9 protein-coding genes are annotated in these 13120 nt (G+C 72.5%); 7 read left to right on the plus strand and 2 right to left on the minus strand.

Annotated elements, in window-relative coordinates:
• Positions 1-41: 41 nt before the first annotated feature.
• Positions 42-1904, minus strand: coding sequence for a molecular chaperone DnaK (dnaK, locus tag FB455_RS24145; RefSeq protein WP_013473404.1), 1863 nt, complete (start codon positions 1902-1904; stop codon positions 42-44).
• A 210-nt stretch (positions 1905-2114) separates the two neighbouring features.
• Here dnaK and FB455_RS24150 point away from each other — a divergent pair, with 210 nt between their 5' ends.
• The 3 genes from FB455_RS24150 (at position 2115) to FB455_RS24160 (ending at position 7006) form a co-directional block, all read left to right on the plus strand.
• On the plus strand, positions 2115-3932 hold the full coding sequence (locus FB455_RS24150; RefSeq protein ID WP_145755014.1) for a GTPase family protein: 1818 nt from the start codon (positions 2115-2117) through the stop codon (positions 3930-3932).
• A gap of 136 nt (positions 3933-4068) precedes the next feature.
• Complete coding sequence (locus FB455_RS24155; protein WP_145755028.1) at positions 4069-5727, plus strand: GTPase; 1659 nt, start codon at positions 4069-4071, stop codon at positions 5725-5727.
• Positions 5728-5779: 52 nt separating this feature from the next.
• On the plus strand, positions 5780-7006 hold the full coding sequence (locus FB455_RS24160; RefSeq protein WP_013283361.1) for a hypothetical protein: 1227 nt from the start codon (positions 5780-5782) through the stop codon (positions 7004-7006).
• A gap of 616 nt (positions 7007-7622) precedes the next feature.
• On the opposite strand, the gene FB455_RS34575 is transcribed toward FB455_RS24160, so the two are convergent.
• Positions 7623-8426, minus strand: a complete 804-nt coding sequence (locus FB455_RS34575; protein WP_222434144.1) for a hypothetical protein — start codon at positions 8424-8426, stop codon at positions 7623-7625.
• 485 nt (positions 8427-8911) lie between these two features.
• On the opposite strand from FB455_RS34575, the gene pdhA reads away from it, so the two are divergent.
• The 4 genes from pdhA (at position 8912) to FB455_RS34380 (ending at position 12916) form a co-directional block, all read left to right on the plus strand.
• A complete protein-coding gene (gene pdhA / locus FB455_RS24170; RefSeq protein WP_013473399.1) occupies positions 8912-10090 on the plus strand; it encodes a pyruvate dehydrogenase (acetyl-transferring) E1 component subunit alpha in 1179 nt (392 codons plus the stop codon).
• On the plus strand, positions 10090-11079 hold the full coding sequence (locus FB455_RS24175) for an alpha-ketoacid dehydrogenase subunit beta (RefSeq protein ID WP_030269708.1): 990 nt from the start codon (positions 10090-10092) through the stop codon (positions 11077-11079). The genes pdhA and FB455_RS24175 overlap by 1 nt, the downstream gene beginning before the upstream one ends.
• A gap of 5 nt (positions 11080-11084) precedes the next feature.
• Positions 11085-12554 (plus strand): dihydrolipoamide acetyltransferase family protein, encoded by a 1470-nt coding sequence (locus FB455_RS24180; RefSeq protein ID WP_071098930.1) that lies wholly within the window; start codon positions 11085-11087, stop codon positions 12552-12554.
• Positions 12555-12778: 224 nt separating this feature from the next.
• The gene (locus FB455_RS34380) at positions 12779-12916 is read left to right on the plus strand and encodes a hypothetical protein (protein ID WP_013283356.1); all 138 of its coding nucleotides are present in this window, start codon (positions 12779-12781) and stop codon (positions 12914-12916) included.
• Positions 12917-13120 lie beyond the last annotated feature (204 nt).

The following is a 13120-nucleotide window of genomic DNA, read 5'->3' on the forward strand; positions in this document are numbered from 1 at the left end:
CCTCATCCCTCTGCCGTGCGAATCGTGTCCGGGACCGGATGTCACTTCTTGTCCTCGTCCACGATCTCCGCGTCGACCACGTCGTCGTCGCCACCGGCCTTCGGGCCACCGGCCGCACCCGCGCCGGCACCCGGCCCGGCCGCGCCCGGTGCGGTCTGCTCGCCCTCCTGCTGCTGGGCGTAGAGCAGCGAGCCCGCCTGCTGGGAGACCTGCGCCAGCTTCTCGTGCGCGGACTTGATCTTCTCGATGTCCTGCCCGCCGAGGGCGCTGCGCAGCTCGCCGAGCGCCTCGTTGAGCTGGTCACGGTTCTCGCCGGGCAGCTTGTCGCCGCTCTCGGCGAGGAACTTCTCGGTCTGCCACTGGAGCGCCTCGGCCACGTTGCGGGTCTCGGCCTCCTCGCGGCGGCGCTTGTCCTCGTCGGCGTGCTCCTCGGCATCCCGGCGCATCCGCTCGATGTCGTCCTTCGGCAGCGAGGAGCCGCCGGTGATCGTCATCTTCTGCTCCTTGCCGGTGCCCAGGTCCTTGGCGTGCACGTTCACGATGCCGTTGGCGTCGATGTCGAACGTGACCTCGATCTGCGGCACGCCGCGCGGGGCCGGCGGGAGACCGGTCAGCTCGAAGGTGCCGAGCTTCTTGTTGTAGGCGGCGATGTCCCGCTCGCCCTGGAACACCTGGATCAGCACCGACGGCTGGTTGTCGTCGGCGGTGGTGAACACTTCGGAGCGCTTGGTCGGGATGGTGGTGTTGCGCTCGATGAGCTTGGTGAAGATGCCGCCCTTGGTCTCGATGCCCAGGCTCAGCGGGGTCACGTCGAGCAGCAGGACGTCCTTGACCTCGCCCTTGAGCACACCGGCCTGGAGGGCGGCGCCGACGGCGACGACCTCGTCCGGGTTGACGCCCTTGTTCGGGTCGCGGCCGGTGAGCTGCTTGACCAGGTCGGTCACGGCCGGCATACGGGTCGAGCCGCCGACCAGGATGACGTGGTCGACGTCCGAGATCTTGATGCCGGCGTCCTTGACGGCCTGCTCGAACGGACCCTTGCAGCGGTCCAGCAGGTCCTGCGTCATGCGCTGGAACTCGGCGCGGCTGAGCGTCACGTCCAGGTGCAGCGGGCCGGCCGAGCCGGCGGTGATGTACGGCAGGTTGATGTTGCTGGTGGTGGCGGCGGACAGCTCGATCTTGGCCTTCTCGGCCGCCTCCTTGAGCCGCTGCATGGCCATCTTGTCCTGCGAGAGGTCGATGCCGTGCTCGCCGCGGAACGTCTTCACCAGGTGGTCGATGATGCGCTGGTCCCAGTCGTCACCACCGAGCTGGTTGTCACCGCTGGTGGACTTGACCTCCACCACGCCCTCGGCCAGCTCCAGCAGCGACACGTCGAAGGTGCCGCCACCGAGGTCGAAGACCAGGACGGTCTGCTCCTTGGAGCCCTTGTCCAGGCCGTAAGCCAGGGCCGCCGCGGTCGGCTCGTTCACGATCCGCAGCACGTTGAAGCCGGCGATCTCACCGGCCTCCTTGGTGGCCTGGCGCTGCCCGTCGTTGAAGTAGGCCGGGACAGTGATCACCGCGTCGGTGATCTGCTCGCCCAGGTACGCCTCGGCGTCCCGCTTGAGCTTCATCAGCGTGCGCGCCGAGATCTCCTGCGGGGTGTACTTCTTGCCGTCGATGTCGACGGTCCAGTTGGTGCCGATCTCACGCTTGACCGACCGGATGGTCCGGTCGGGGTTGGTCACCGCCTGGCGCTTGGCGACCTCACCGACGAGCACCTCGCCGTTGCGGGCGAACGCGACGATCGAGGGAGTCGTACGCGAGCCCTCGGCGTTGGCGATGACGGTGGGCTCACCGCCCTCGAGAACGCTGACGCAGGAGTTCGTCGTGCCGAGGTCGATGCCGACCGCACGTGCCATGTTCGCTTCCTCGCTTCGTAACGGGTGAGCAGGTCAGACGGCCTGCCCGGCGGGTCGCCCGGAAGCGACCGCACCACAAGTTGAGTGAACTTGACTCAATAGTGCCACGCGATCGCCAATCCGCAAGTCGAGGTTGAGCCGACCCGGCGCAACCCGACCGTTACTACTGTCTGGTTGTCTTACCTTGCGTCGGTCGGGCACGCTTTAGCGGTGACGACGCATGGCGATTCCGCCACCCGTGCCGGCGCGCCCGCCGTCGCAGCCCGCACCGGAGCCACCACGGGCGACGACCAGCCTGCTCACGCCGCCGACGGCCTGCCCGCCGCGCTCACCGGCCTGCGCGCGGCGATCAGTGCGGCCCGCTTCCCGCTGACCCTGCCCTCGGCCGAGCCGGCCCGGCACGCCGCCGCGAGCCTCACCGACCAGCTCGACGACTACCTGCTGCCCCGGCTGGCCCGGCTCGACGCGCCGCTCCTGGTGGTCGTCGGCGGCTCCACCGGCGCCGGCAAGTCGACGCTCGTCAACAGCCTGGTCAAGGCGCGGGTCAGCGCGGCGGGCGTGCTCCGCCCCACCACCCGCTCGCCGGTGCTGGTGTGCAGCCCGACCGACGCGGCCTGGTTCCGGCAGGGCGAGCTGCTGCCCGGCCTGACCCGGACCACCGAGCCCAGCGAGCAGCCGGGCACCCTGCACCTGGTCACCGCACCGGCGCTGCCGCCCGGCCTGGCGTTCCTCGACGCGCCCGACATCGACTCGGTGGTCGACGCCAACCGGGCGCTCGCCGGTCAGCTGCTCGCCGCCGCCGACCTCTGGCTGTTCGTCACCACCGCCGCCCGGTACGCCGACGCCGTCCCCTGGGAGCTGCTCCGCAGCGCCCGCGCCCGGGGCACCGCCGTGGCGATGGTGCTGGACCGGGTTCCCCCGGAGGCCGCCGACGAGGTCGCCACCCACCTGTCCGAGATGCTCGCCGAGCAGGAGCTGGGCGCCTCGCCGCTGTTCGTGCTCCCGGAGACCTGGGTGGACGGGCAGGGGCTGCTGCCGGACCGGATCACCGCGCCGCTGAGCGACTGGTTCGCCCGGCTCGCCGGCGACGCCGAGGCCCGCGCCGTGGTGGTCCGGCAGACGCTCGACGGCGCGCTGGCCGCGCTGCACCCGGTGGTGGAGGCGTTGGCCGAGGCCGCCGACGAGCAGGTCACCGCCGCCGACGCGCTGGACGAGCGGGTCCAGGCCGCGTACCGGAGCGCGGAGCGGAGCGTCGACCAGGGGCTCAAGGACGGCCGGCTGCTGCGCGGCGAGGTACTGGCCCGGTGGCAGGAGTTCATCGGCACCGGCGACTTCTTCCGTGGGCTGGAGGCCCGCATCGGGCGGCTGCGCGACCGGGTGGTCGCGGCGGTCACCGGGCGGCCCGCTCCCGCCTCGGAACTGCGTACCGCGATCGAGTCCCAGCTCGTCACGCTGCTGCGCGGGGTGGCCGCCGAGGCGGCGGAGAACGCGTACACCGGCTGGAAGGCGCACCCGGCGGGCGCGGCGCTGCTGGAGCCCGACCTGGCCCATCCCTCGGCCGACCTGCCGCAGCGGGCCGAGCAGCTGGTCCGCGACTGGCAGCGCGGCGTGCTGGAGCTGGTCCGGGTCGAGGGCGGCGACCGGCGGTTCGTGGCCCGCACGGCCGCGTACGCGGTCAACGCCACCGGCCTCGCCGTCATGATCGGCGTGTTCGCCTCCACCGCGTTCATCCCGACCGGGCTGGAGGTCGCCGCGGGCACCGGCACGGCGGTGGCCGGGCAGACCGTGCTCCAGGCGATCTTCGGCGACCAGGCGGTCCGCAACCTGTCCCGCAAGGCCCGCGTCGACCTGCTCGACCGGGTCGGCAAGCTGCTGGCCGAGGAGGCCGCGCGCTACCTGAGCCGCACCGAGGCCGAGCGCCCGGCCGCCAACGCCGGTGCGGCGCTGCGCTGGGCCGCCGTAGAGGTCGAGCGGGCCCGGCACCGCAGCGGTCTGTTCCCGGCCCCCGAGCAGGACGGTCGCCCGTGAGCGCGAGGAGTGAGCCGGTTTTGCGAGCCCCGCAGTCGCGAACAGAGACCGGCCCCGTGAGCGCGAGGAGTGAGCCGGTTTTGCGAGCCCCGCAGTCGCGAGCAAGGAAGGCACCGTGAGCAACATCGTGGGACGGATGCGCGAGGCGATGCGGGGTGAGCAGCGGGTCGACCCGGACACCCTGATCGAACGGCTGACCGCGATCCAGCGGTTCCTCGCGGCGGTGGACGGCGACGTGCCCGACGCCCAGCTCGTCGCCGCGCACACGGTGGTCGAGCGCGCCGGTGACCGGCTCGCGCTCTCCGGCCGGCACACGGTGGTAGCGCTGGCCGGTGCGACCGGCAGCGGCAAGTCGAGCCTGTTCAACTCGCTGGCGCGGCTCGACCTCTCGCCGGTGGGCGTACGCCGGCCGACGACGGGTGTCGCGCACGCCTGCGTGTGGGGCCCGCTCGACGGTGCGGTCCGGCTGCTCGACTGGGTCGGGGTGCTGCCCCGGCACCGGTTCGTCCGGGAGAGCCCGCTGGACGCCGACGACGAGTCGAACCTGCACGGCCTCGTCCTGCTCGACCTGCCCGACTTCGACTCGGTGCAGCACGGCCACCGGCTGGAGGTCGACCGCCTGCTCGGCCTCGTCGACCTCGTGGTGTGGGTGGTCGACCCGCAGAAGTACGCCGACCGCGTGATCCACACCAGCTATCTGCGCGAGTTCCACAGGCACAAGGACGTCACGGTCGTGGTGCTCAACCAGGCCGACCGGCTGCACCCGACCGAGCTGCCGAAGGTCCTCGACGACCTGCGCCGGCTGCTCGACGCCGACGGGCTCGGCGGGGTGCCGCTGCTGCCCACCGTCGCGGTGGACCCGAACGGGCTGGAAGGGCTGCGGACCGAGCTGGAGCGTACGGTCGCCGAACGGCAGGCCGCCTTGCGCCGGCTCTCCGGCGACGTGGACGCCGTGGTGGCCGATCTCGAACCGCTCGTGGGGCCGGAGCCGCCGCGCACCCGGCCCGGTGACGCCTCGGCGCAGGAGCTGACCCGGGCACTGGCCGGGGCGGCCGGGGTGCCGACCGTGGCGGCGGCGGTCGAGGGCGCGTACCGGCATCGGGCGGTGAGCAACACCGGCTGGCCGCTGCTGCGGAGCTGGCGCAAGCTGCGGCCGGATCCGCTGCGCCGGCTGCACCTGCCCGGGCGGGATCCGGACGCGCCCGCGGAGAGCCTGGTCGCGGCCACCTCCGTACCCGATCCGACAGCCGCGCAGCGCTCGGCGCTGACGCTGGCGATCCGCGCGGTGGCCGAGCGGTCCGGTAGCGGTCTGCCGGCGCCGTGGCCGACCGCGGTGACCGCCGCGGCCCGGGCCCGGCAGGCCGACCTGCCGGGCGCGCTCGACCACGCGGTCGCCGCGACCGACCTGGGCATGGACCGGCGGCCCGGCTGGTGGCGGGTGGTGGGCGTGCTCCAGTGGGTGGTCACCCTCGCCGCGCTGGCCGGCCTGGTCTGGCTGCTCCTCGGGTACGCGGTGCGCCTGCTCGGCCTGCCGCCGCTCGAACACCCGACGCTCGGTGTGGTGCCCTGGCCCACGGTCCTGCTGCTCGGCGGCCTGCTGGCCGGGCTGCTCGTCGCGGCGGTCACCCGGCCGGTGGTGGGGTGGGCCGCCCGGCGGGCCCGGCGGCGGGCGGAGGAGCGCCTGCTCACCTCGGTGGGCAGCGTCGGGGAGAAGTACGTGCTGGACCCGGTCTGGGCGGTGCTGGCGCGCTACGGCACGGCCCGGGACGCGCTGCGCGAGGCGGGACGGCGCTGAACCCGGCGTGCTGACCGGTGTGGGGGCGGCCGGTGCGGCGTAGGGTCGATGCATGGCCACGCCACAGACCCCCTACGACGCGGTGCTGCACGCCGCGCGCGACGTGACGAGGCTCGACTCGGCCCTGGACGCGGAGATGCTCGGCGCGGCGTTGCTGGGCAGCGTCTACGCCGTCGCGGAGCACGACCGGGAGCGGGCCGTCCGCGAGTTCGTCAGCGGCTTCCTCGCCGCCACGTCCCGGCGCCGCAGCGCCGCCGCGACCACCCTGCGGGCCGTCTTCGCCGCCCTGGTGCCCGACGCCGAGGGCGCCGCCCGGGTCCGGCCCGGCGCGTACGCCCCGTCGTGGGCCGGCCAGCTCGGCCGGGTGCGCGTCACCGGCGCCTGGGCCTACGGCGACGTGTACGGCGACCAGACCTCCTACCTCGCCACGTTCGCGTACGACGACGAGGAGGAAGGCGGCCCGGAGCACGCCCTGGTGGCGCTCGTCGACCACAACATCGGCATCACCAAGGACGTCTTCGTCGGCGGCCCGGCCGGACGGATCGTGGAGCAGGCCCGGGAGATCTGCACCGAGGACGAGTTCACCTGGTTCCGCACCGAGGACCCGGCCCGGATGCACGCCGAGGTGAGCCGCCACCTGGCGGTCACCGACGACCTCACCGAGCTGCCCGCACAGGGCTCGCTCGCCACCGACCGGGCGCTCGTGGGCGCCCGGCTGGCCGTACTCCCGGGGCCGACCCCGCCGGCCGGTCCGGCGGTCGTGCCGCCGCCCACCGACGAGGAGCGCACCCGCCTGGTGCGCGCCTTCCTCGACTCACCCGAGGCGGCCCGGTTCGGGCTGCCCGAGGTGGCCGACGGCGAGCTGGCCTCGCTGCACTTCTGCCTCGGCCTGCTACTCGACCACGCGGCCAGCTTCCCGGATGCCGACCCGATGCGGTGGAGCCCGATGGTCGCGGAGCTGTTCCTGCTCGACTGGGTGCACCGCCGGGCCGTGCTGGACATGGACGACGCGGCGATGCTGCCCCGGGTGCTGCGCGCCTGGGCGGCGTACGCGGCCCGGCAGCGTGGACTGTCACAGTCGGCCGCCGCCCGGACGGATGAGGCGATCACCGAGATGGTCCCGGAGTTCGCGCGGCTCTACAGCACCGGCGAGCGGCGCAGCCCGGCCACCGCGGCGGTGGCCCAGCTCATGGCGGACGGGGTGGACCCGGACGACCCGGAGGCGCTGAACGCCTGGATCGAGGCGAACCGCCACCGCCTCACCGACGACCCGGCCTAGGCACTCGCGCCCCGCATTGATTCGGCACCACCTCGTCGAGGTGGCGGCATCCGACCGGCCAGAACCACACCACCACGCCGAGCTGGTGCCGATCATGCAAGACCGACCCCGATCACCTCGCCCCCTCGGTGATCCACACCATCTCGGCGAGGTGGCTGCATCGCGCCGACCGAAACCACACCACCACGCCGTAATGGTGTCGATCATGTGGCCTGCACCCTCCAGACCACCCCGCCCAACACCAGGGAAATGAACCCGGGATCTCGTTGATCCACACCACCTCGGCGAAGTGGCGGCATTGGGCTGGCCGGAACCACACCACCACGCCGTAGTGGTATCGATCATGCGCCTGCCATGCCCTGACCACCCCGGCCCGACACGAGTGGGGCATGGCCCGGACCTCCTTGATCCACACCACCTCGGCGAAGTGGCGGCATTGGGCCGGCCGGAACCACACCACCACGCCGTGATGGTGTCGATCATGTGGCCTGCCGTCCCCTGACCGCACCGCTCGACACGAGGGGCACGAACCCGGACACCGTTGATCCACACCATCTCGGCGAGGTGGCTGCATCGGGCCGGTCGGGACCGCACCACCACGCCGGAGTGGTGTGGATCATGAGGTGTGGGAGACCGACGGGCTGGCCGGGTCGGACGGAACAGACGTGGCGGACGGCCCGGCGGAACCCGACGGATCGGCGGGACCGGACGGGTCGGCGGGACCGGACGGGTCGGCGGGACCGGACGGGTCGGCGGGACCGGACGGGTCGGCGGGACCGGACGGATCCGATGGGCTGGACGGGTCGGACGAACCTGCCGAGGGTGTCGGCTCGGCGGTCGTGACCGACGGCTCGGGGCTCGGGCTCGGCTCGGGCGTCGGCGTGGCCGGGTCCGACGGCGAGTGCGACGGCGACGGTGAGGGCACCGGCGACGGGCGCGGCGGGCGGACCGGGGTGGGCCGGACCGGCGCAGCCGGCGGCGGGGGCGCGGCGACCGGGCGGGACCGGTGCCGGGAGCCGAGGTCGCTGTCGTCGGGCAGGGCCGGTGCCGCCGGGAGCACCGGCCGCGCCGGGGGCACCGATGTCACGTCGACGGCGGGCGTGGGCGTGGACGGCGCCGGGGCCTGCGTGCCCTGGGGTATCGGGATGACCACCGGGCCGACCGAGGGGGTCGGCAGGAACGGGGTGCTGGTGTCGGGGAGGGCGCTGTTGCCGACGGTGGCCGACCCGGTGCTGATCGCGGCGAGGATCGGCATCGACGCGGTGCCGGCGAGCAACGCCACGGTGAGCAGGTAGCCGCGGCTGGGACCGCCCGTTCCGGGGGCGCGGTGCGCGCCCACGACCCGGCGGTACGGGGAGGCGGGCAGCGCCCGGTGTCGGCCGAGGAAGGGCGTACCGGGCGGACCCTCTGGTTCGGACACCGGCACACTCCTCACGCACGGACGGACGAAGAGCACGCGCGGATATTCGGACAAATGCCGCGCAACAGCTCACCGCAAGCTTGACCCAGTGACGCTCAGTTCACCAGCCGCAACCGCGTGTCGACACACAATTTGTACGTCGGCCGCACCCGCCACTGCGGACAAAAGCGCCTATCCGTCGTGAACCCGATCGAACCTCACCGGCGAGGGAGGCCATACTGTGGGCCCGCTCACCTCCTCTGCAATCATTCAGACACGACGGCAACGCAGCCGCCACCTCCGCGTACCCCGCGGCTGGTGCGGAACGGCGCCGGCGCTCCCGGGCCTGGGTCTGTCCCCGACCGACTCCGGCTCACGCCGCGCGGCAACCCCTACCGGGGTCAGGCGCGGTCGCCAGGGACCGACCCGGCACCAGCCGGGCGGGCGCACGAGGTGCTCGGCTCGGGTAACCCCCGGCGCCGGCGCAGACAGACAGGGAGAGACGGATGGCAAAGGGCGACCCCGGGGCCGCCACCCGCAGCAAGCGGGCCGCACCCCGCACCAGGCGCGCCGCCGCGACCGGTGAACCGGAACTCGTACAACTGCTCACCCCCGAGGGTGAGCGGATCGAGAGCGCGCTCGGCCCGGACGGGACCGAGTACCGCGTCGACTTCACCGACGAGGAGTACCGCGGGCTGTACCGCGACCTCGTGCTGGTTCGCAAGCTGGACGCCGAGGCCACCGCTCTGCAGCGCCAGGGCGAGCTGGGACTGTGGGCCAGTCTGCTGGGCCAGGAGGCCGCGCAGGTCGGCTCCGGCCGGGCGCTGCGTACGCAGGACATGGCCTTCCCGACCTACCGCGAGCACGGCGTGCTCTACTGCCGCGGCATCGACCCGATCATGCCGCTGGGCCTGTTCCGCGGCGTCGACCAGGGCGGCTGGGATCCGAACGAGTTCAAGTTCAACATGTACACGATCGTGATCGGGGCGCAGACCCTGCACGCGACCGGGTACGCCATGGGTGTCGCCATGGACGGCAAGACCGGCGGCGAGGACGGCGAGGCGGTCATCGCCTACTTCGGCGACGGTGCCACCAGCCAGGGCGACGTCAACGAGTCGTTCGTCTGGGCCAGCGTCTTCAACGCCCCGCTGGTGTTCTTCTGCCAGAACAACCAGTACGCCATCTCCGAGCCGCTGGAGCGGCAGACCCGCGTGCCGCTGTACCGGCGGGCCGGCGGGTTCGGCTTCCCCGGCGTCCGGGTGGACGGTAACGACGTGCTCGCGTCGTACGCGGTGACCCGGCACGCGCTGGACAACGCGCGCAACGGCCAGGGCCCGAGCCTGATCGAGGCGTACACCTACCGGATGGGCGCGCACACCACCTCCGACGACCCGACCCGCTACCGCATCGCCAGCGAGGTCGAGGCGTGGCAGGCGAAGGACCCGATCGCCCGGATGAAGGCGTTCCTGACGAAGCAGAAGATCGCCGACGAGTCGTTCTTCACCGCTGTCGACGAGCAGGCCCGCACCGAGTCGGTGCACCTGCGCGAGCGCGTGCTCGCCATGCCCGACCCGCAGCCGGTGACCATGTTCGACCACGTCTACCCCAACGGCTCTCCCGAACTGGACGAGCAGCGGGCCCGGTTCACGCAGTACATGGAGTCCTTCGAGGGGAGCGCGCACTGATGGCCACGGAGACGCTCACCCTCGGCAAGGCGCTCAACACCGGCCTGCGGCGGGCCCTGGAGAACGACCCCAAGGTCGTCATCATGGGCGAGGACGTCGGCAAGCTCGGCGGCGTGTTCCGGATCACCGACGGCCTCCAGAAGGACTTCGGCGACCAGCGCGTGATCGACACCCCGCTGGCCGAGTCCGGCATCATCGGCACCGCCGTCGGCCTGGCCATCCGCGGCTTCCGGCCGGTCTGCGAGATCCAGTTCGACGGCTTCGTCTACCCCGCGTACGACCAGATCGTGTCGCAGGTGGCGAAGATGCACTACCGCTCGCAGGGCAAGGTGCGGATCCCGATGGTCATCCGCATCCCGTTCGGCGGCGGCATCGGCGCTGTCGAGCACCACTCCGAGTCGCCCGAGGCGTACTTCGCGCACACCGCCGGTCTCAAGGTGGTGAGCTGCGCGAACCCGCAGGACGCGTACGTGATGATCCAGCAGGCGATCGCGTCGGACGACCCGATCGTGTTCCTGGAGCCGAAGCGGCGCTACTGGGAGAAGGGTCCGGTGGACCTGGACGCGCCGATCGCCGACGCGTACCCGCTGCACTCGGCCCGGGTCGCGCGGCCCGGCACCGACGCGACGGTCCTGGCGTACGGCCCGATGGTCCGCACCGCGCTCGACGCGGCCACCGCCGCCGCCGAGGACGGCCGCGAACTGGAGGTCATCGACCTGCGGACGATCTCGCCGCTGGACCTGACCGCCGCGTACGAGTCGGTGCGGCGCACCGGCCGCTGCGTGGTCGTGCACGAGGCCCCGGGCAACCTGGGTCTCGGGTCGGAGATCGCGGCCCGGATCACCGAGGAGTGCTTCTACTCCCTGGAGTCCCCGGTGCTGCGGGTGACCGGCTTCGACACCCCCTACCCGGCCGCCCGGGTGGAGGAGGAGTACCTGCCCGACCTGGACCGGGTGCTCGACGCCGTCGACCGCACGTTCGGCTGGTGAGCGGCATGTCCCGGATCAAGGAGTTCAACCTTCCCGACCTGGGCGAGGGCCTGACCGAGGGCGAGATCCTCGCCTGGCTGGTCAAGGTCGGCGACGACATCGAGCTGAACCAGCCGATCGTCGAGGTGGAGACCGCCAAGGCGGCGGTCGAGATCCCGGCGAAGTGGGCCGGCCGGGTGCAGGCGATCTTCCACCCGGAGGGGTCGACGGTCGAGGTCGGCGTACCGATCATCGCGATCGACACCGATCCGAACGCCGGGCCGATCGAGGAGTCGACGACCGCGACCCCGGCGTCGGACCTGCCCGCCCCGTCGGCCGCGTCGCTTGCAGCGGTCCAGGTCGCGCCGGCCGAGGGCATGGTCGAGCCGGGCCTGATCGGTGGTGTGGCCCCGGGTGGGCGTACCGCCGTGCTGGTCGGCTACGGCCCGCGCAACGCCCCGGCCAAGCGCCGCCCCCGCAAGGGCGACGCGCCGGCCGCGGCACCGGTTCAGGCCGCCGCCCCGGTGGCACCCGCGCCTGTCGCTCCCGCGCCGGTGGCGCCCGCTCCGGCGCCGGCGGTCAACGGCAACGGCCGGGTCTCCGGCCCGGTTCTGGCCAAGCCGCCGGTCCGCAAGCTGGCGAAGGATCTCGGCATCGACCTGGCCACGCTCACCGGCTCGGGTCCGCTCGGCTCGATCACCCGTGAGGACGTACAGCGGGCGGCGAGCGCGACCCCGGCGGCGGCCGAGCCGCTGACGGTCGCGGCGCCTGCCGCGTCGGCCGCGAGCTTCGGCGCGGACCGCGAGCAGCGCATCCCGGTCAAGGGGGTACGCAAGCTCACCGCGGAGAACATGGCCCGCTCGGCGTTCACCGCCCCGCACGTGACGGAGTTCCTGACCGTCGACGTGACCCGGGCGATGAAGGCGCTGGACCGGCTGCGTGAACGGCGCGAGTGGCGGGACGTGCGGGTCTCGCCGCTGCTGCTGGTCGCCAAGGCGGTGCTCCTGGCCGTCAAGCGGCACCCGATGGTCAACTCGACCTGGGCCGGCGACGAGATCGTGGTGAAGGAGTACGTCAACCTCGGCATCGCGGCGGCCACCGAGCGCGGCCTGATCGTGCCGAACATCAAGGACGCCGGGCGGCTCTCGCTGCGCGAGCTGGCGGACGCGATGACGGAACTGGTGCAGACCGCGAAGTCGGGCAAGACGTCCCCGGCGGACATGTCCGGCGGCACGCTCACCATCACCAACGTCGGCGTCTTCGGCGTCGACACCGGTACGCCCATCCTGCCCCCGGGTGAGTCGGCGATCCTCGCCTTCGGCGCGGTACGGGAGCAGCCGTGGGTGCACAAGGGCAAGGTGAAGCCGCGCCTGGTGACCACGCTGGGCCTGTCCTTCGACCACCGGATCATCGACGGTGAGCTGGGTTCGAAGTTCCTCCGCGACATCGGGGACTTCCTGGCCGACCCGGAGGCGGCGCTGCTCGCCTGGACCTGACGCACCACCGCTCCGGTCACGGCCGGTGTGCCACGGGTGAACGCCCGGCACACCGGCCGTGACTTTTTTGGGAACGGATTCGTCGGATCTGAGGGTGTGAACACCTACGATCCGTAGGTACGTGGTTCAGCTCACCTAATAATCGATGGCGGTGGCCGTTCCGGTGCGCTTAAATAGAGACATCAAGGGGCTGACAACCGAATAGCCAGGAGGAGAGACCCGAGATGAGCATGATCGAGCGAATCCGCACCCGCCGCGACGCCAACCGCCGCGCCCGCGCCATCGAGCACGCGCTGCGCTCCGCCAACTCGCCCGCGGTCCGCGAGGAGCTTCTCGCCATCGCCCAGCGTCACATGAGCTGACGCCATCGACCTTTCTCACCTCCTCCAGTCCGAAGACCCGCCCGGCACCGGGCGGGTCTTCGGCGTATCGGTGTCGGTCGGCACCGGGATTCCACCTCGCTCCACCGCCCGGTACGGTTGGCACGGTCGCCAACCGGCTGACTCCGGACGGACGCGGGACAACGAAACCCATCGACGTCGTCCGGTGACTTTCGGTGACCGCTG

The organism is Micromonospora sp. CNZ296 (genome assembly GCF_007827635.1).